Genomic DNA, 17,996 nt, shown 5'->3' on the forward strand with positions numbered 1-17,996 from the left:
CCTTTACAAATTTCCGCCAAGCATGCTGCAAACTCCCGAAGCCTTTTTTCCCCTGATCGATGCGCCCGAACCGGCCCCGGCCGCCGAGCAGACGCTGACGTTTGTCTTTCACCGCGGGCGTTTATTGTTGCGCACGTCCGAGCTGTCCTTGCCCAATGCCGCCGAGGCGGCCGCGCTCGATATCGACCTGAGCCGCGCCCAGCCCGTGGGCCTGTGGCAGGGCCGTTATTGCCAGACCGTCTGGACGGATGAGGAGCTGTTGCCCGCCGATAGCACTCTGGCCTGGCACGGCATGCGTTCGCTGTTTAATGCCGTCGACGACGCTTTCCTGGGCCTGGCCAGCCGCGCCGCGCAACTGGCCGAGTGGGCGCGCACCCACCGCCATTGCGGCGTATGCGCCACGCCCATGCAGCGCACGCCTGGCGAGCGCTGCTTCACCTGCGCCGCCTGCGGCATGCTCGCGTATCCGCGTATTTCGCCAGCCATGATGGTACTCATCCGCAAGGGCGACCAGGTGCTGCTGGCCATGCACAAGCATTCGCCATCGCAGCGTTTCAGTCCGCTGGCCGGCTTCCTGGAAGCGGGCGAATCGATCGAGGAAGCCGTGCACCGGGAAGTGATGGAAGAGGTGGGCTTGCGCGTGCATAACTTGCAGTACTTCATGAGCCAATCCTGGCCGTTTCCCCATTCGCTGATGATCGCGTTTACGGCCGACTACCTCGATGGCGAAATCCGCCTCGACGAGAATGAAATCGCCGAGGCGCGCTGGTTCGGCCCCGGCGATACGTGGCCGGAAGCGAGTTCAAGCGTGTCGATTTCCGCGCTGCTGGTCGGCGCCCACCGTCCGCCGGCAGTGTCGTAAAGCGGGGACTGCTCGGGCAGCTTGCCGCATTTTCTATATACTGGCGGCAATTGAAAATTTTAGGGTGGTTTAGCATGTCTCAAGAAGAATTCTCCGAAAACGACTGGCGCCGGTTGATCAGCAGCCTTGGCGAAGATCCGCAGCGTCCTGGCTTGCTGGAAACGCCGGCGCGCGTGGCAAAAGCCTGGAAACACTGGACGTCCGGTTATGGCCAGGATCCGGTGGACTTGTTGAAAGCCTTCGAAGATGGCGCGGAACAGTACAACGAGCTGATCGTCGTGCGCGGCATTCCCGTCTACAGCCATTGCGAGCACCACCTGGCGCCATTCTTTGGCAAGGCCACCATCGGCTACGTGCCCAACGGCAAGATCGTCGGCCTGTCGAAACTGACGCGCCTCGTCGATTGCTTCTCCAAGCGCCTGCAAGTGCAGGAACGCATGACGATGCAGATCGCCAATGCCCTGATGGAAGTGCTGGAACCGAAATCGGTGGGCGTGGTCGTACGCTGCCGCCACCTGTGCATGGAAAGCCGCGGCATACGCACGCCGGGCGAAGAAACCATCACCTCGGCCATGCTGGGCGAGATGCAGCCGAACCTGGCGCTGCGCACGGAATTTCTGGCTCTGGCGCGCGAAGTCTGATTTTCAGCGACGATGCAAGATGAAGGCGGCATATGCCGCCTTTTTTATGCGTTTTATAGCCTCTTGGATTCTCGTTCCGCCAGGTAACGCGCCGGTGGCTTGCCCACGGCCTTGCGGAACATGGTGACGAAACCGCTGGTATTTTCATAACCGAGTTCCAGCGCCACCGCTTTCACGCTGCGCCCTTGCGCCAGCCGTTGCAAGGCAAGGATGACGTGCAATTGCCGGCGCCAGCGGCCCACGCTCATGCCCATTTCCTCCAGTGACTGCCGGGTCATGCTGCGCTCGCTCATGCCGATGCGGCTGGCCCATTCGGCCAGGGTACTTTTATCGGCAGGCTGCGCCAGCAGCAGGGAAGCCAGGCAGCGCAAGCGCGCATCGCGCGGCATCGGCAGATGCAAGTCTTCCACGGGCGCGGCCGCCAGCTCGTCGAGCAAAGTGAGCACGAGGCGTTCCTGCGCGCCCTGCAGCACGGTCAGGGTGGGAAAACCGGCCGCCTTGGCAATCAGTTCGCGCAGCAAGGGCGAAACGGCCACGGTACAGCAGACGGCCGGCAAGGCTGGCGCCATGGCCGGCTCGATAAACAGGCAATAACATTCCGCCTCGCCCACGCCCTGCGCAGCATGCATCAGGCCGCCTGGTATCCACACGGCGCACTGCGGTGGCACGATCCACACGCCGCTTTCCACCTCGCAATGAATTACGCCCCGCGTGGCATACAGCAACTGCCCCTTGCGGTGCTGATGCGGCGCCTGCTCCGCATCCTCGGGCACGCTGGCCAGGCCCACGGCCAGCAAGGGGCGCAGCACGCCATCGACATCGAAATCGAGGATGGAGGCGTCGTCGTCCAGACCCAGGTGGGCCGTCAGCATGCTGGGCAAGAGGGGATGGGGCATGGGGTTACTTTGGCTGGATTGAATAATATTGTGGCTATTTTATGCAATGACGCGCAGCGCTGCCAACGCTATCGTATGGGCATCCGCAGCCCCGCTTCAACGGCAACCGCCGCCGCCCGTGTTCTGATGAAGGTGAGGAGGAACGGCAACCCCCTTGAAGGAGTCATTACCATGCAGCTTGATCTATCCACTTTTCCCCTCGTCTGGATGCGCCGCGACGGCGCGGCAGGTACCCAGGCCGACGTGCTGTTTGCCCAGTTCGACGCGCTGCTGGCGCGCCGGCAGGCGTTTGTCATTCTCAGCGAGGAAGGCTTTGACGAAGATGGGCATGAACACCCGCAGGAAGAGCGCAAGCGGGCTTCACTATGGATGAAGCAGAACAAGGCGGCCATCCGCGCGTATATCCAGGGCATGGTGCTGGTCGAACCGAGCGCCGCCAAGCGCCTGGCCGGCAAGGCCTTTGCCGTGATGTTCGGCAAGTTCTGGGGTTATCCCCTGCATTTCGGCACCAGCCGCGACGACGCGCTCGACATCGCCCAGCATTTGCTCAGGGCGTGGCTGCCGCCCCACAATAATCCGACAAGGCCTCACGACGCCTGACCCAACCGACGCGCAGCACGTTGGGTCAGGTGGGACTAGTAGCGATAGTCGTTGACGAAATGCTTGGTGAAGTTGTACTTGCTGCCGCCGTCGAGCAAGTCGACCAGGCGTTTCGGCGCCGAGGCCGACATGAAGGCGTCGGCCGCGCCGCCCGTGCTGCGGAACTTCATGCCGGGGCTGAGGATCTGGTTGGCGCCGATTTTCAGGTGCTGGAAGCTTTTCGTTTTTTCATTGTTGAGGATGAAGTGCAATTCCTGCTTGAACGTCAGGAAGGGGATCTTCAGCCACCAGCCTTCGTCCGTGCCATAGCTGGCGACGCTGGCAAAATGCGTGTTCTTGTCCGTCAGGGTGGGTTTGCCCAGGCGGTCGTTGATGCGTTTCATGGCTTCATTCTTGGTCATGCTGTTCTTTCGTGATTCGTCGAGTATACGGCGTGCATTTTGACACAGGCACGCCACCCCCGCCTGCCTTGCCGATGCCTATCTGCATGCTTTTTTACTGCAATGCAGCATCAATTCTCATCAATTGTCGCAACGCATTAACAACACTGGGCAAAATTCATTGCTTCCCGGCATTGTAAATATCGGTCGTTCGAGCGTATGCTGAAGCAGTCTGAACGGTGCCGCCAGAGCACCGTCGCCGCCGCATTCCTGGCCTGTCGGGCAGGAAGCGGGCCACGCCCCATCGCCGCAAATAGATAGTTGGAGACACAGCATGAAGAAATTGACGTTCCAGCAGAAGTTATGGATTCCCCTGATTTGCAGCTTGTTGTGCATCACCGTTATTTTTGTCTATAACGCGCTGGAAGTTCGCAAGATCCGCATCGAAGAGCGCAGCGCCGACCTGAGCAATGCCGCCGACCTGGGCCTGGGCGCTGTCAAGATGTTCGGCGACCTGGCCGCCAGCGGTGCCCTGACGAAGGAAGAAGCGCAGAAGCAGGCCACGGCCGTCATCAAGAGCATGCGTTTCGGCGAAACCGGCTATTTGTCCATCATCAACCTCGATGCCGTCGTCGTGATGAATCCCGCCGCACCGCAAACCGATGGCAAGAACATGTCGGATTTTAAAGATGCCAACGGTACTTATCTGTACCGCGACATCGTTGCCGTCGGCAAGGCCGATGCGGGCAAGGGCTTCGTCCACTATTATTTCCCCCGTCCCGGCCAGAAGACCCCGGAACCGAAGATGAGCCGCGTGGTGGCCTACAAGCCATGGAGCTGGACCATCGTGACGGGCGTGTACATGGATGATATCGATGCGGCCTTCCGCCAGTCGCTGCTGACTTCGCTGGGCGTGCTGGTACTCGTGTGTGCGCTGCTGGCCGCCGTCGTCATCGTGATCAACCGCAGCTTGCGCCATGCGCTGGGCGGCGATCCCGAGTATGCGGCCGACGTGGCCGAAAAGATCGCGAATAACGATTTGAGCGGCGTCGTGCGCACGCATGCCAACGACCGCCACAGCGTGCTGTACGCAATGAAAACCATGCAAGCCAACCTCGTCGATGCGATCAGTGAAATCCGCCACAGCGCCGAGACGATCGCCACGGCATCGAGCGAGATTGCCAGCGGCAATATGGACTTGTCGGCACGCACGGAAATGCAAGCCAGTTCGCTGGAAGAGACGGCGGCCTCGATGGAGGAATTGACCTCGACCGTGACACAAAACGCGGGCAACGCCGTGCAGGCGAATGAACTGGCGCAATCCGCTTCCGCCGTGGCCCGCCAGGGTGGCGCCGTGGTGGCGCAAGTGATCGGCACCATGGATACCATCAATGCATCGTCGCGCAAGATCGTCGACATCATCGGCGTCATCGATGGCATCGCTTTCCAGACGAATATCCTGGCGCTTAACGCGGCCGTGGAAGCGGCGCGCGCCGGCGAGCAGGGACGCGGCTTTGCCGTCGTGGCGTCGGAAGTGCGTAATCTGGCCCAACGCTCCGCTGGCGCGGCGAAGGAAATCAAGGAACTCATCGGCGCTTCCGTCGACAGCATCGCGGCCGGCAGCACGCTCGTCGCACAGGCGGGCACGACCATGGATCAGGTGGTGGCTTCCGTTTCGCGCGTGACCGACATCATGGCCGACATCACGGCCGCTTCGCACGAGCAAAGCACGGGTATCGGCCACGTCAACCAGGCGATCACGGAAATGGATAGCGTGACGCAGCAAAATGCGGCACTGGTGGAAGAGGCGGCGGCCGCGGCGTCGAGCATGCAGGACCAGGCGGCCGTGCTGGCGCAACTGGTGGCGCGCTTCAAGCTGTCGGCGCAGGAGCCTGGGACGGGGACGTCGCCGCGCCTGGCGGCAAGTTCGGCTGGCGCGCCACGCGCCGTGGCGAAAAAGCCGCTGCGCAGCCTGGCGGCGCGCTAGGACTTTATTGGGCTGGCGCCGCCGCTTGCGGCGCCGGTTCGAATTCCAGCTTGTCATCGACGACCACGAATTGCCCGACCGGCTGGCCCAGGTCGGCTTTCGGGTCGTTTTCCATTTCCGTCAGCGCATTGCAGGTATTCGTTTCCGCCTGCCACAGCTGCTTGCCCATGCGGATATTCCAGATGCCATCGCCGGCGGCAAACAGCTCGACTGTGATGTCGGCTGGCGCATCCGTCGACAGGGTATGCAGGCGCTGGCATTGCGGCAGATTGGTCGCCATCAGCTGCACTTCCACGGTATCTTGCCAAAAATAACGTTGCTGGCGGCGCACGGTCAGGGAATGGTCTTGCCCATCGAACATGTAGATGGCGAAGTCCTGGACACAGCCTGACAGCAGGACGGACAGCGTGACGATCAGGAGTTTGCGCATGGTCGGCTTTCTTGGTTGGTGCTCGGGAATGTCGGGATGCCTGCGTGACGGCGCTAGTGAATGCTAGCGCCGTCTTGTTTTTCGCTTACGTGGCATTATATCCATGCATATCAGTTGCGGCGCGACAATAGTGATGCGGAGGCCGCCTGCCCTACTTATCTACCTGGAAAGACCACGATGATCGACCTGTATTACTGGACTACGCCCAACGGGCACAAAGTGACGATGTTCCTGGAAGAAGCGGGCATCCCCTACAACATTATTCCCGTGCATATCGGCAAAGGCGAGCAGTTCAAGCCCGAATTCCTCGCCATCGCGCCGAACAACCGCATCCCCGCCATCGTCGACCAGGCGCCGGAAGATGGCGGCGCGCCCTTGTCCCTGTTCGAGTCGGGCGCGATTTTGCAATACCTGGCCGAGAAAAGCGGGCAATTCCTGCCGGACGACGTGCGGGGACGCGCCGAAGTGATGCAGTGGCTGTTCTGGCAAATGGGCGGCCTTGGCCCCATGGCCGGGCAAAACCACCATTTCGTGCAATATGCGCCCGAACCCATCGACTACGCCATCACGCGCTACGTCAACGAAACGAACCGGCTATACGGGGTGCTGAACAAGCGCCTGGCGGACCGCGCATTCGTGGCCGGCGACAGCTATTCCATCGCCGACATGGCGATCTACCCGTGGATCGTGCCGCACGAGCGCCAGCGCCAGAAGCTGGAAGATTTCCCGCACCTGGCGCGCTGGTTCGCTGCCATTGCCGCCCGTCCCGCCACCGTGCGCGCGTATGCGCGGGCGGCTGAAATCAATGTGCAGCCCACCGTCAGCGGCGACGCGAAAAGCGTGCTGTTCGGGCAGACGGCGAAGACGGTGGCGTGATCAACGGTCAGTTTCCTCGGTAAGTGGAAAAACCGAAAGGGCTGAGCAGCAAGGGAATGTGATAGTGCTGGTCGGTCTTTTCCACGTGGAATTGCACGGGGATTTCCGGGAAGAAGGTTTCCTGTTTCAGGCGCGCATAGTGCTCGCCTGTCTTGAACACGATGCGGTAGTCGCCCGCCTGCATGGGAGCATCCTCCGGATACATGGCCGCGATGCGCCCGTGCGCATTCGTCACGGCGCTGGCCAACTGTTGCCAGCCTTCGCCTTTCTTTTGCTCCAGGGTGACCGTCACGCCCGCTGTCGGCTGGCCGCTCTGCAAGTCGAGGATGTGCACGCTCAAGGGATTGGCGGCGGCCAGGGCCATGCTGGACAGGCTGGCGAAGGCCAGGGCGGTGGTGATCTTTTTCAGGTACGTCATCGTCGTGTCTTTCAAAGGGTGGGGGAATCGAGTTCGGGGATGGCGGCCAGCGCCGCCTGGGCGCAGGCACGGTCTTGCTGCGCGCCACCGCCACCGGCCACGCCGATGGCGCCGACCACTTCGCCCAGGGCTCGCAAGGGCAGGCCGCCGCCCAGCAGCAACAGTGCCGGCACGGTGGTCAAATTACTCATGTCCGGATTGTTGCGGGCCGCCATGGCCAGCGCATAGGTATCGCTCTTGGTGGACAGAGCCGTATATGCCTTGCGCCGGCTGGCCTCCGTGTTGTGCGGCCCGACGCCATCGGCGCGCTGCACCGTCACGACATTGCCGCCACGGTCCAGCACGGTAACGACGATATGCCGGCCCTGCGCCAGGCAAGCGGCCATGGCCGCATCGGCCAGCTTGTTGGCAGCTGGCAGAGAAAGATCATCGACCTTGCGCAGCTGGGCGTGTGCGGGGCTGGCCAGCAGGCACAGCAGGGTACTGCTGAAAAGAAGGGTTTTCATGTGGCGTCCAGGGAATCAAGTGACGCCAGTATGGCCAGTGTTACCCTACGCGAAGATGATCGCCGCATGACATTTTTATCATCCGCGGCGCTCTGCGTGCGGCGTAGAATGGTCTTATATTCTCTTTAGAAAGTGGCCATGCGTATCCTGGTAATCGAAGACGAACCGAAGACGGGCGACTACCTGCTGCGTGGTTTGGCCGAGTCCGGCTTTACGGTGAGCCTGGCGCGCAACGGTCGCGACGGCCTGCACATGGCCAGTAGCGACACGCCCGATTTGATCGTGCTCGACGTCATGCTGCCCATCATGGATGGCTGGCAAGTCTTGCGTGCGCTGCGGCTGCAGGAGGGCGGTGCGGACGTGCCCGTGATTTTCCTCACGGCGCGCGACGAAGTGCAGGACCGGGTCAAAGGGCTGGAATTGGGCGCCGACGATTACCTGGTGAAACCGTTTGCCTTTGCCGAACTGGTGGCGCGCATCCGCACTTTGCTGCGGCGCGGGCCGCCGCGCGAGGACGACGTGATCCGTATCGGCGACATGGAAATCGACGTGATGAAACGCAAGGTCAGCCGGCAAGGCCAGCGCATCACTCTGACGGCCAAGGAATTCGGCTTGCTGCATCTGTTGGCGCGGCGCCAGGGCGAGGTCTTGTCGCGCTCCATCATCGCCTCGCAAGTGTGGGACATCAATTTCGAGAGCGACACCAACGTCATCGATGCGGCCATCCGCCGCCTGCGCAGCAAGCTCGACGACCCGTTCGAACCCAAACTGATCCACACCTTGCGTGGCATGGGCTATGTCTGCGAATTGCGGGCGCCCACCGTGCCCGACAGCGGCGCCACGCAATGAAGCTGGCGCAACTCCGCCGCTCGCTGACCCTGCGCGTCACGCTCGTGTTCGTGCTGATCGTGGCGCTCGTGTCGGCCGGGCTGGGCATGCATTTGTACCGCTCGTTCGTCGCGGAAATCGAGCGCCGCGATGACATTTTGTTGCTGGGAAAACTGCGGCAGATCCAGCAGCTGTTGGGCAATGCGGGCACCCTCGACATCATCCGCGAGCGGCCCCAGTATTTCCGCGACACCATGAGCGGGCAAGAAAATTCCCTGGTCCGCATCGTGCGCGCCGATGGCACGCGTTTGATCGATGTCAATCCAAACGGCGAGACGGTGGCGCATCCTGTCCCCGTGGCCGTCGATGCGCCCGTTACGGACAGCGCCATCGTCAGCTGGACCAGCCGCGACGGTTATCCGGCCAGGGTGGTGGCGGCCAGCGCGCGCATTGGCGACCCGGCGCAGATGGCCGACATATCCGTCGCCCGGGTCTACGGTGACCGCACGGCCATGTTTGCCGCCTACCGCTGGCAGATCGTCGTGTCCGTCGCCATCAGCGCGCTGGTGGCGGCTTTGTTGTCGAGCGTGATGCTGCTGCGAGGATTGCGGCCGCTGCGCAATATAGCCGCCCACGCGGCCCTCGTGCGGCCGGGCAAGCTGGAGCAGCAACTCGATGCACGTGGTGCGCCGACGGAGCTCTTGCCGCTGATCCATGCCTTGAATGCCATGCTGGCGCGGCTGCAGGAAGGCTATGCGCGGCTGTCGCAGTTTTCCGCCGACCTGGCGCATGAATTTCGCACGCCCGTCACCAATCTGCTGGGGCAAAGCCAGGTCATGCTGGCCCGCCCGCGCAGCGCGCAAGACTATGAACAGCTGGTCTCGTCGAATGTGGAAGAGCTGGAACGGCTGTCGCGCATGATCGACAGCATGCTGTTCCTGGCACGGGCGCAGCAGGATGAAATGGTGCTCGTCAAGCAAGTCTTGCCCGTGCAGGACGAGTTCGCAAGGCTGGCGGATTTCTTTGAAGGCTTGGCCGAAGAACGCGAGCTGGCGCTGGCTTGCCACGGCAGCGGCAATGTGACGGCCGAGCCGCAGCTGCTGCGCCGCGCGTTGGGCAATTTGCTGTCGAATGCGATCCGCCATGCGGCGCCAGGCAGCACGATTCTGCTGCGCTCGCATGCGACGAACGAGGGCGTGGAATTGAGCGTGAGCAACCTCGGCCCCGCCATTCCCGCGCGCCACTTGCCGCACCTGTTCGAGCGTTTCTACCGCGCCGACCCGGCCCGCAGCGACTCGGCCGCCTCTACCGGCCTGGGCCTGGCCATCGTCACGGCCATCATGCAGCTGCACGGCGGCAGCGCGACCGTGGCGTCCGACGCGGCCGCCACGACGTTTACCCTGGTTTTTCCGGCGTAATTGACTGGGGTGGTGTCGGATTACGCTACGCTAATCCGACCTACGCCGCATTCCGGCACAGGGTAGGTCGGATTAGCGAGGCGAAGCCAAGCGTAATCCGACAAGAGCCGTCAATAATATTGTCCGATTACGTGGTCCCGTATGGTCTCGGGGCCGTCAGCCCATTTCCACCAAAAACTCATGCATGCCCGTATGCGCCAGTTGCGCACACGCTGGCGCAAAGTGCGGCAACTGCCCCCACAGCAACGGGTTGCCGACGATGTACACGTAATGCTGCGCGCGTGTCAGGGCCACGTTGAGCAGGTTCGGCGTGGCCGCCGCCCACTGCGCGGCACCTACCGTGCTGTCATCGGCGCCGAGGACCAGCATCACCACGCTTTGTTCCTTGCCCTGGAAGGTGTGCACGGTGCCCACCATCTGGCTGCTCCACTGGCGCAATTCGCGCGTCGTCGGCGCCTTGCCGTAGCCGAGGCGGCGGTCCCAGTCCAGGTCCATGATGCGCGAACGCAATTCGTTGCGCACGGCCTTGAACGGCGTAATCACATACATGTCGGGCAGCTTGCCGTCGCGGCGGTACAGTTTCAGCAGCACTTCCAGCACGAAGTCGAGCTGTACGGACACAACCTGCTTGTAGCTGACGGCGCCGACGGCGTCGATCCAGCGGCTGGGGCCACGCGTAAGTCCCCGCGCGCCATCCGGCGGCGTGCGGTCGCTCAGGCCGTAGACCATCTTGTCTTCATAGGCGATGTTGTTGGCCAGTGAAAACATCGGCTCCACGCAGCGGCGGTGCACGCGCAGGGGGCTGCCGATCCACAAGGGTTTTTCGCCGTTGGCGCCGACCACGGCGCCGTAGCGGTTGGCCTTGTCGGCCAGAGTCTGCACGGAAACACTGCCTGGCGCGTAGCTGCCGTCCTGCGTGTGCGGCGACAGGGCCGACAAGGTCTGCACCAGGCGGCCCGGCACCGTGAACACGGGTTCAATCTGCAGCGGGTCGCCCACGACGACGGCGCGCTTGGCGCGCCACAGGCTGCCCAGCGCCGTTTGCGGTGGTGCTTGGCCCGCTTCATCGATGAACAGCCAGCCCAGTGATTCGGGGCCCATGCCCTGGAACTGGCGCGCGAACGAGGCAAACGTGGTCGACACGACGGGTACGACCATGAACAGGCTGTGCCAGACCATGGCGATGTGCGACTGGTCGTAGGCGCGCTTGTTTTTCAGCAATTTCGACACGGCCAGCAAGTTGCCGCCAAAGCCGGGGCCGCCTTTTTTTGCCACTTCGGCCAGCCACGCTTCATGCAGGGCCAGGGCCTTGGCAAACAGGCGCGAGCGCAGGCGCGCCAGCGCCGGTTCATGCCACAGGCCGCCAATTTGCAGGACGTCGCCGTCCAGCTCGTCCAGGGTGGCCGGCGCAATGATGGTGGGGAAACGCATGCGCGCGCGGCGCAGCAGTTCCGTGCTGTCATCCCATTCGCGCTGGCGCGATTGCACCGTGCGCAGGGCGATGTGCAGGCTGTTGCGGGCGCGCTCGCAGCGCGGCTCCAGTTCGCCTTTCAGCAGCAGCTTGATGGCGGACACGTCGCGCGCGGCCTGGCGCTGCGCTTCCGCGTTGGCGACGACGGCATCCTTGAAGGCGCGTGCCGGTGCCGTGCGGAACAGCCGGGCAAAGAAGCCCGGCTGCGTCAGCGCCACCAGGCGTTCTTCTTCCAGCAATTCCTTCTTGCTGGCGAGCAATGTGTCCTGCTGCGCCAGCGCGGCGGACAGGGCGCCATTTGCCGCATCCATCTCTTGCTCGGCAGCAATCAGCGCTTGCTGGCTGGCCTGCATGAAGTCCGCTTCCGTGCAAGTGCCCACGGCTTGCCACAGGGCCGCGTATTGGGCGTGCTCGGCCAGGGCCTTTTCCACCACGTGTTCCGTCTCGCGGAACTCGCGCGCCGCCTGGGCGAAGCTGACGCCCTGGTAGCTGGCCAGCCACTGGCGGATATTTTGCGCATTCGGCGTCTTGCGCGGCGTGGTCTTGTCCCAGTCGTCGTCATAGAAATTGCTGACGAAGCGGCGGCGGTTCGCGCTGTTTCCCAGCGCACAGGACATCAAGCCCCATGGCGCTTCCGTCTCGCCCAGGGCGCGGTTGGCGCCGTTGCCATCGGCCACGACCCGGCGCGCCACGCTTTCAAAATAGCGCGTGCGCGCCCATTCCTTGCCCAGCTGCTTCGGTTTTGGCAGGTCGCCGGAAATGTTTTCCACCGCCGCGTTATTCGACGAAGCGACGACCATTTCAAAGCCCGTCAGTTCCGGACGCAAGCGGGAGATGGTAATCGGGTCGCGCACGCCTTCGAAGGCCACGGCCACCTTGCCGATGAAGGCGTCTCCGGCGCGGTCCAGGCAGGACAGCACGCTGGCGCGGCGCACGATGTTGTCGGCGAACAATTCGCGCAGCAAGGTCGTCTTGCCCGTACCCGGCGGGCCGTTGACGGAAAAGATGCCCCGTTCGTTCAAGCCCGTGCGCGCGCCGTGGATGGCGAACTGCTGCATCAGGCTCATGGCGTAGCTGGCGTCTTCCAGCCAGTGTCCGCGGTTCATATGGGCCGGATTGAGCATGGCGGCCAGCGCCTGGCGTCCGGCCGGGCTGTACAGGTCGATGCGCTCATCCTGCGCCAGCGGGGTCAGGTAGCTGGCCACCGTCGCGGGTAGCTTGCCGCCACGCAAGGCGCGGATGATCTGCTCCAGGTCGTCGAGGTAAAAACTGTTGAGGATATCGATCGATGGTTCCACCGCGTCGCCAAAGTCCAGGCTGCGGTTCTGGTTGGACTCCAGCGCATCGGCTTCCGTCACGGCGGCGCGTTTTTTGCGCGTGCGCAATTCCAGCACGGCCAGCGGCTGGCCTGCCGACGGGTGGAAGCCGGCCCAGTCGCGCAGCAGGTCGGCCAGCGCGGCGATTTCCATGCCGGACAGGGGCGACGAGACATTGCCTGCCTCGTCCGTCACTGGCTGCGGGGCGCGGCTTGCCGCGAAATTGCGCAGGCTATCCTGCAGCGCCAGCTGGCTGTCGCTGAAGGCGTCCAGGCTCAGGCCGGACCAGTCCGGCGTGCGGGCGCGGCCCAGGGCCCACGGCAACGTTGACACGGACACGGGGTCGAATTGCGGCTCGCCCAGCGCATTGAGGTTCAGGCGGGCAAAGCACGAGCGTCCCAGCAGTTCTGTTTTTTCTGTTTCGGCCATGTTTTCCGGGCCATTGGCCGGCGGACAGGCCTTGTTGATTTCGGCCTTGTCGAACACGCCGAGGAACAGTGAGAAGCCGTCGATCTCGCGGTCGGACGGCACTTGCCATTGCGTGGCGAACTGCGGCGGCAATTGCGCCAGCTGTTCGCGGTGCAGGAGGCGCACGGTGGACTGGTCTTCAACGTCCGTGATTTGATTCAGGTCAAACGGGATAAAGAATTCGATCTTGTGCCAATACTCCAGGATAGCCAGGAGGCGCTGCTGTTCTGCCTGATTCATGATGACCAATATTTTGTAAAGCGAGCGAGGATTGTAAAGCGTATGCGCGGTGCACGTTTTGCACTTTTGCCTATTGCGCGGGCTTTGCCGCAAAAAAAGTGGTGATTGCGGACGAAAAAAAGCCAGGCAGCAACTTCCTGCCTGGCTTTCCCGTGGGGAGGACGTTGCTATTGGTTAAAACTCTTCCCATTCGCTCTCGGCGGCAGCATTGCTGCGGCGTGCCGGCGCGGCCGCGACAGCCTTGCGCGCGGGTGCGGGCTTGGCGGCGGGGCGTGCAATGGCGGGCGCTGCCGGTGCGGCGCGCACAGGCGCCAGCTTGGGTGCGCTGGCGACATGGTTGCCGGTTTTAAAGAAACCCACCACGTGCGCCAGTTCGCCCGCCTGCTCCTGCATGCTTTGCGAAGCGGCCGCCGCTTCTTCCACCAGGGCCGCGTTTTGCTGCGTCACTTCATCCATCTGGGCAATGGCCATGTTGATCTGCTCGATGCCGATGGTCTGCTCGTGCGTGGCGGAGGTAATCTCTCCCATGATGTCGGTCACGCGCACGATGCTGTCGACGATGTCGCCCATGGTCTGGCCCGCTTCATTGACGAGGCGCGAACCCGTGTCCACGTTGGCGACGGACGCGGCGATCAATTCCTTGATTTCTTTCGCTGCGCCAGCGGATCTTTGGGCAAGATTACGCACTTCCGTTGCCACGACGGCGAAGCCACGGCCCTGCTCACCCGCGCGCGCCGCTTCCACGGCCGCGTTCAAGGCCAGGATATTCGTCTGGAAGGCGATGCCGTCGATGACGCCGATGATGTCGACGATCTTCTTCGACGACTCGTTGATGGTGCCCATGGTGTCGACCACTTGCGAGACGATGCTGCCGCCGCGCACGGCCACTTCCGACGCGCTTTTCGCCAGCTGGTTGGCCTGGCGCGCATTGTCCGCGTTCTGCTTCACGGTCGAGGTCAGCTCTTCCATGGCCGACGCCGTTTCTTCCAGCGAACTGGCTTGCTCTTCCGTGCGGGACGACAGGTCGAGGTTGCCGGCGGCAATTTCGCTCGATGCCGTGGAGATCGCATCCGTGCCGTTGCGCACTTGCGCCACCACGCCCAACAGGCTGTCGTTCATGGCTTTCAGGGCGCCCAGCAGGCGGCCCGTTTCATCGCTGGAATTGACGACGATGTGCGACGACAAGTCGCCCGAGGCCACGGTTTCGGCCACGCCCACGGCTGCATTGATGGGGCGGGTGATCGAGCGCGTGATGATCCAGGCAACAAAAGCGCCCAGCAGCACGGCCACGCTGCCCAGGGCAATCATGGAGGCGCGCGCGCTGGCGCTCAGCGTCTCGGCATCCGTCGCCGCCTGCGCCGCCTGCTCGCCTTCATACGCGACCAGGCTGTCGAGCGCGCCCAGCACGCGCTTCAGGCTCGGTGCCGCCTGCTGCGTCAAGAAGGCGATCGCTTCTTCCGTCTGGCCCGCATTGCGCAGCTCGATGACCTTGTTGTTCAGCGGCGCGCCCGATTTCAGTGCAGCGTCCAGCTCGGCCATCAGTGCCGTTTCCTTGTCCGTCGAGATTTTCTTTTGCAAGGTTTCCTTGGCGGCACCATATTTCTTGCGCGCTTCGCCAATCTTTGCCAGTTCCGCCTGCACCAGCGCTTCCGTCGGCGCCACCACGATGCTCGTGATCGCCAGCGTAATGTTGCGCACGTTGTCGCTCATGGTATTGGCGGCCGCCATCTTGACGTTCTTGTCGGCCACGATGTCGTGCGTGCGCGCGCTCAGTTGCCCCATGGAATACAGGCCGACGAGCAAGACGGCTACTAGCAGGCCGAGAACGACAGCAAACCCGATCCCGAGCCTTGTGCCGATTTTGAATTGTGTGAGTGACATGATTGCTTTCGTATTGCGGAAGTGAGGGAAAACGTCGGACAAGCCAGGGCTACGGGTTTATACGTAAGGGCGGCCAGCCTGTAATTGTTCCTCAAAATTCCGCACTGCAATACAAAAACTTGTATCAAGTCCGCGAAAAGTTTAAAAATTGGTAGCAAATTAAATAAGTTGTCGTGTGGAAACAACGAGCGCGGCGCCGGACGCGGACTCAGCTTTCCGGAAACACGCGGGTGGCCAGGAAGTCGATGAAGGCGCGCAATTTCGGCGTCAGGTGGCGGCTGCTGGGCCACAGGATGCGAAAGGCGCCGTCGTGCTGGCGGTGCGCGTCCAGCACCGGCTGCAAGCGGGCCGCGGCCCGCGGATACGCGTGCGCCAATGCGGCCAGCACGGAGTGAGCCAGCTGCCCACCTGCGGCAGCTTGACGTGCAGGCGTCCTCGGGGCGCACTCTTGCTGCTGGCTAATTCCTGCTCGGCCGCTTCGATCTCTCCCGGGAGGCGCCGGCAGCGTGCGAGAGACACGGTTCCCTCGTTCGTCATTGTGACGGAACTGTGGCAAGCCGTGTATGCGGCAAAGGAAATGCCATGACTCTGCCGCATCCCATTGTCTTTCTTGCGCTGGCCTTGATCTTGTTCAAGGCGTGGCGCTACCGCCCGTCGTCAGTCGGCAATATGGTTGGGGATGCGACACAGGAGATCCGTGTCGCCGATGTCCACGCCCGCTTGCGACAGCAGGGTGCTGGCCTGGCCCCGGTGGTGCGTCTGGTGGTTGAAGAAATGCATGAGCAGGCTGAAAAACCCGCGCCGGTTCGGGCCCTTGCTGTTGCGGTAGTCGAGCAAATGGTCGAGGTCGGCTTCCGTGATCGAGGCGGTCCAGTCGATGATGAGCTGGTCCAGCCATTGCCGGTGCGCGTGCATGGCGGCAAAATCGTCGGCCGCGAACAGCGGGTGTGTGAGCGAGGCGGGCGGGGTGATGGCGCGGATGGGGTCGAGCAGGGGAAAGCCGGCCGGGTGCTTCGCATAGCGCTGCAGCCACAGCGTGTCGCCCACCATCACGTGGTTCAGGGTGGCCAGCAGGGAGCCGAAGAAGGCGCCCCGCTCGCGCTGCAGCTCGCCGGGTGGCAGGCTGGCCGCCGCCGCGTACACCTTGGCATTCATCCACTGGTTGTAATCGGCCATCAGGCAAAGGTGGGCGCAACGGCTCATGGTGATGAATGTTCTATATCAGACGGATTTCAAAAACGCACGTATGCCGGCCAGCAGCATTTCAATGGCCATCGCCGTCAGGATCAAGCCCATCAGGCGTTCAAACGCCGTCATGACTCTTGGACCCAGGGCCCGCTGCAAGCGTTCGGCGCACAGGAAGACGGCCAGCCAGACGGCGGCCACGGCCGTCAGCCCCGCCACGTGGGCAATGACTTCGTTCATTTCATGCGAGGAAAACAGCAGCACGGTCGCCAGCGCCGACGGGCCGGCCAGCGCGGGGATGGCCAGCGGCACGATGAACGGTTCGCCGCCCATCTCGTGGTCGCTATTGCCGGCGTTGGGCTGCGGAAAGACCATGCGCATGGCGATCAGGAACAGGATCACGCCGCCGCCGATGCGCAGCGCCACTTCCGACAATTGCAAGGCGTTCAGGAAATGGCGGCCGAAGAACATAAACAGCAGCAAGATGCCGAAGGCGATCAGGCATTCGCGCACCACGACTTTCCAGCGCCGCTCGATGGGCACCCGTTTCAGGGCATTGACGAACAGGGAAACGTTGCCGAACGGATCGGTGACGAGCAAGAGCAGGATAAATGTCTGGAAAAAATTCTGTGTCATGGTGATGTGATTGAGGTCAACACCGCTGCCAGGATGGGCGCGGTGCGATAAGGCTTGCGATGATAACAAGAGCGGCGGCTATCGCCCATGATTATTGATGCATAGCAGCATTTTTTTTACGCAGCGATGACTTTTGCCTGGTAAAACGCGCTGGGCGTGGTGCCGAAATGCTTCCTGAACATGGCCGTGAACGCACTCTGGCTCGTGTAGCCATTGTCCATGGCCACGTCGATGACTTTGCTGCCGTGCGCCAATTGTTCCAGCGCCCGCAGCAATCGCGCCTGCTGGCGCCACTGGCCAAAGCGCATGCCTGTCTGTTTCTGGAACAAGCGGTGCAGGCTGCGCTCGGTGATCGCCAGTTCCTGCGCCCAGTGCGCCACCGTCTGCTGTTCGCCCGGCTGCGCCATCAGCCGAGCGCAGATGCCGCGCAGGCGCGCATCGGCAGGCAGCGGCAGATACAGGGGCAGCACGGGCAGGCTGTCGAGCTCGTGCAACAGCAATTGCAGCAGATGCCAGTCGCGGCTGCCCTCCGTGAAATCGGGCGCGATGTCGACGGCCGCCACGATCAATTGCCGCAGCAGGGGGCTGATGTCGAGCACGCAGCTGTGGCGCGGCAGCAGTGGTGAGCTGGCGCAGTCGATGAAGACGGTGCGCATTTTCACCGCGCCGCTCATGCGTACCTGGTGCGCGATGCCGGGCTGCAGCCACACGCCGCGCGTGGGCGGCACCACCCAGCGCCCGCCTTGGGCCTCGATGGTCATCACGCCCTCGATGGCATACAGCAATTGTGCATGCGTGTGGCGGTGCACGGAAATCACGTGGCCATGCGCATAGTCGACGGCCAGCGCCATGGCGCGCGCCGTGACGGGCAGTAATTCCTGAAAGGCGGGGGAGGTGCAATCCATGAAAATGATGTCAGTTTTGCGATAGGTCCAGACATTTTAGCGCGAGAAGGCG

At 62.8% G+C, this 17,996-nt stretch carries 18 protein-coding genes; 7 read left to right on the plus strand and 11 right to left on the minus strand.

What is annotated here, in order from left to right:
* The first annotated feature begins 22 nt into the window (after positions 1–22).
* Both nudC and folE read left to right on the plus strand, forming a co-directional pair.
* Positions 23–862: an NAD(+) diphosphatase gene (gene nudC, locus CSQ91_RS27490; protein ID WP_099390212.1), complete on the plus strand. Its 840-nt coding sequence runs from the start codon at positions 23–25 to the stop codon at positions 860–862.
* A 74-nt stretch (positions 863–936) separates the two neighbouring features.
* Positions 937–1,503, plus strand: coding sequence for a GTP cyclohydrolase I FolE (gene folE, locus CSQ91_RS27495; protein WP_034781250.1), 567 nt, complete (start codon positions 937–939; stop codon positions 1,501–1,503).
* A gap of 53 nt (positions 1,504–1,556) precedes the next feature.
* Here the strand turns inward: folE and CSQ91_RS27500 are convergent, their stop codons facing one another.
* Complete coding sequence (locus CSQ91_RS27500) at positions 1,557–2,375, minus strand: AraC family transcriptional regulator (RefSeq protein ID WP_092613288.1); 819 nt, start codon at positions 2,373–2,375, stop codon at positions 1,557–1,559.
* Positions 2,376–2,570: 195 nt separating this feature from the next.
* On the opposite strand from CSQ91_RS27500, the gene CSQ91_RS27505 reads away from it, so the two are divergent.
* A complete protein-coding gene (locus CSQ91_RS27505) occupies positions 2,571–2,999 on the plus strand; it encodes a hypothetical protein (protein WP_099390172.1) in 429 nt (142 codons plus the stop codon).
* 35 nt (positions 3,000–3,034) lie between these two features.
* Here CSQ91_RS27505 and CSQ91_RS27510 read toward each other — a convergent pair whose 3' ends face one another.
* Positions 3,035–3,400, minus strand: coding sequence for a hypothetical protein (locus tag CSQ91_RS27510; RefSeq protein WP_034781254.1), 366 nt, complete (start codon positions 3,398–3,400; stop codon positions 3,035–3,037).
* A gap of 313 nt (positions 3,401–3,713) precedes the next feature.
* On the opposite strand from CSQ91_RS27510, the gene CSQ91_RS27515 reads away from it, so the two are divergent.
* Positions 3,714–5,366: a methyl-accepting chemotaxis protein gene (locus CSQ91_RS27515; RefSeq protein WP_099390173.1), complete on the plus strand. Its 1,653-nt coding sequence runs from the start codon at positions 3,714–3,716 to the stop codon at positions 5,364–5,366.
* A 4-nt stretch (positions 5,367–5,370) separates the two neighbouring features.
* Here CSQ91_RS27515 and CSQ91_RS27520 read toward each other — a convergent pair whose 3' ends face one another.
* The gene (locus CSQ91_RS27520) at positions 5,371–5,796 is read right to left on the minus strand and encodes a hypothetical protein (RefSeq protein WP_034781263.1); all 426 of its coding nucleotides are present in this window, start codon (positions 5,794–5,796) and stop codon (positions 5,371–5,373) included.
* A gap of 177 nt (positions 5,797–5,973) precedes the next feature.
* Between CSQ91_RS27520 and CSQ91_RS27525 the strand changes: the two genes are divergently transcribed.
* A complete protein-coding gene (locus CSQ91_RS27525; RefSeq protein WP_034781272.1) occupies positions 5,974–6,672 on the plus strand; it encodes a glutathione binding-like protein in 699 nt (232 codons plus the stop codon).
* A gap of 7 nt (positions 6,673–6,679) precedes the next feature.
* Here the strand turns inward: CSQ91_RS27525 and uraH are convergent, their stop codons facing one another.
* Both uraH and CSQ91_RS27535 read right to left on the minus strand, forming a co-directional pair.
* On the minus strand, positions 6,680–7,090 hold the full coding sequence (gene uraH / locus CSQ91_RS27530) for a hydroxyisourate hydrolase (protein WP_099390174.1): 411 nt from the start codon (positions 7,088–7,090) through the stop codon (positions 6,680–6,682).
* 11 nt (positions 7,091–7,101) lie between these two features.
* A complete protein-coding gene (locus tag CSQ91_RS27535) occupies positions 7,102–7,596 on the minus strand; it encodes a GlcG/HbpS family heme-binding protein (protein ID WP_099390175.1) in 495 nt (164 codons plus the stop codon).
* Between the two features lie 138 nt (positions 7,597–7,734).
* Here CSQ91_RS27535 and CSQ91_RS27540 point away from each other — a divergent pair, with 138 nt between their 5' ends.
* Both CSQ91_RS27540 and CSQ91_RS27545 read left to right on the plus strand, forming a co-directional pair.
* The gene (locus tag CSQ91_RS27540; protein ID WP_099390176.1) at positions 7,735–8,445 is read left to right on the plus strand and encodes a heavy metal response regulator transcription factor; all 711 of its coding nucleotides are present in this window, start codon (positions 7,735–7,737) and stop codon (positions 8,443–8,445) included.
* A complete protein-coding gene (locus CSQ91_RS27545) occupies positions 8,442–9,842 on the plus strand; it encodes a heavy metal sensor histidine kinase (RefSeq protein WP_099390177.1) in 1,401 nt (466 codons plus the stop codon). Before CSQ91_RS27540 ends, CSQ91_RS27545 begins: the two co-directional genes overlap by 4 nt.
* A 156-nt stretch (positions 9,843–9,998) precedes the next feature.
* Here CSQ91_RS27545 and CSQ91_RS27550 read toward each other — a convergent pair whose 3' ends face one another.
* The 6 genes from CSQ91_RS27550 to CSQ91_RS27575 form a co-directional block, all read right to left on the minus strand.
* Positions 9,999–13,337, minus strand: a complete 3,339-nt coding sequence (locus CSQ91_RS27550) for a DEAD/DEAH box helicase (protein WP_257217499.1) — start codon at positions 13,335–13,337, stop codon at positions 9,999–10,001.
* A 174-nt stretch (positions 13,338–13,511) separates the two neighbouring features.
* Positions 13,512–15,218 (minus strand): methyl-accepting chemotaxis protein, encoded by a 1,707-nt coding sequence (locus CSQ91_RS27555; RefSeq protein ID WP_070280113.1) that lies wholly within the window; start codon positions 15,216–15,218, stop codon positions 13,512–13,514.
* Between the two features lie 208 nt (positions 15,219–15,426).
* A complete protein-coding gene (locus CSQ91_RS27560; RefSeq protein ID WP_099390179.1) occupies positions 15,427–15,606 on the minus strand; it encodes a hypothetical protein in 180 nt (59 codons plus the stop codon).
* A 269-nt stretch (positions 15,607–15,875) separates the two neighbouring features.
* Positions 15,876–16,421, minus strand: coding sequence for a DinB family protein (locus CSQ91_RS27565; RefSeq protein ID WP_099390180.1), 546 nt, complete (start codon positions 16,419–16,421; stop codon positions 15,876–15,878).
* 18 nt (positions 16,422–16,439) lie between these two features.
* A complete protein-coding gene (locus CSQ91_RS27570) occupies positions 16,440–17,039 on the minus strand; it encodes a MarC family protein (protein ID WP_070280111.1) in 600 nt (199 codons plus the stop codon).
* A gap of 116 nt (positions 17,040–17,155) precedes the next feature.
* Positions 17,156–17,944 (minus strand): AraC family transcriptional regulator, encoded by a 789-nt coding sequence (locus tag CSQ91_RS27575; protein WP_099390181.1) that lies wholly within the window; start codon positions 17,942–17,944, stop codon positions 17,156–17,158.
* Positions 17,945–17,996 lie beyond the last annotated feature (52 nt).

Origin of the sequence: Janthinobacterium sp. BJB301, from assembly GCF_002735685.1 — a bacterium.
Taxonomy (GTDB): domain Bacteria; phylum Pseudomonadota; class Gammaproteobacteria; order Burkholderiales; family Burkholderiaceae_D; genus Janthinobacterium; species Janthinobacterium lividum.

Coding starts and splice junctions, on each gene's coding strand:
- nudC (WP_099390212.1), top strand. CDS start 23: ATGCTGCAAACTCCCGAAGCCTTTTTTCCCCTGATCGATGCGCCCGAA.
- folE (WP_034781250.1), top strand. CDS start 937: ATGTCTCAAGAAGAATTCTCCGAAAACGACTGGCGCCGGTTGATCAGC.
- CSQ91_RS27500 (WP_092613288.1), bottom strand. CDS start 2,375: ATGCTGACGGCCCACCTGGGTCTGGACGACGACGCCTCCATCCTCGAT.
- CSQ91_RS27505 (WP_099390172.1), top strand. CDS start 2,571: ATGCAGCTTGATCTATCCACTTTTCCCCTCGTCTGGATGCGCCGCGAC.
- CSQ91_RS27510 (WP_034781254.1), bottom strand. CDS start 3,400: ATGACCAAGAATGAAGCCATGAAACGCATCAACGACCGCCTGGGCAAA.
- CSQ91_RS27515 (WP_099390173.1), top strand. CDS start 3,714: ATGAAGAAATTGACGTTCCAGCAGAAGTTATGGATTCCCCTGATTTGC.
- CSQ91_RS27520 (WP_034781263.1), bottom strand. CDS start 5,796: ATGCGCAAACTCCTGATCGTCACGCTGTCCGTCCTGCTGTCAGGCTGT.
- CSQ91_RS27525 (WP_034781272.1), top strand. CDS start 5,974: ATGATCGACCTGTATTACTGGACTACGCCCAACGGGCACAAAGTGACG.
- uraH (WP_099390174.1), bottom strand. CDS start 7,090: ATGACGTACCTGAAAAAGATCACCACCGCCCTGGCCTTCGCCAGCCTG.
- CSQ91_RS27535 (WP_099390175.1), bottom strand. CDS start 7,596: ATGAAAACCCTTCTTTTCAGCAGTACCCTGCTGTGCCTGCTGGCCAGC.
- CSQ91_RS27540 (WP_099390176.1), top strand. CDS start 7,735: ATGCGTATCCTGGTAATCGAAGACGAACCGAAGACGGGCGACTACCTG.
- CSQ91_RS27545 (WP_099390177.1), top strand. CDS start 8,442: ATGAAGCTGGCGCAACTCCGCCGCTCGCTGACCCTGCGCGTCACGCTC.
- CSQ91_RS27550 (WP_257217499.1), bottom strand. CDS start 13,337: ATGAATCAGGCAGAACAGCAGCGCCTCCTGGCTATCCTGGAGTATTGG.
- CSQ91_RS27555 (WP_070280113.1), bottom strand. CDS start 15,218: ATGTCACTCACACAATTCAAAATCGGCACAAGGCTCGGGATCGGGTTT.
- CSQ91_RS27565 (WP_099390180.1), bottom strand. CDS start 16,421: ATGAGCCGTTGCGCCCACCTTTGCCTGATGGCCGATTACAACCAGTGG.
- CSQ91_RS27570 (WP_070280111.1), bottom strand. CDS start 17,039: ATGACACAGAATTTTTTCCAGACATTTATCCTGCTCTTGCTCGTCACC.
- CSQ91_RS27575 (WP_099390181.1), bottom strand. CDS start 17,944: ATGGATTGCACCTCCCCCGCCTTTCAGGAATTACTGCCCGTCACGGCG.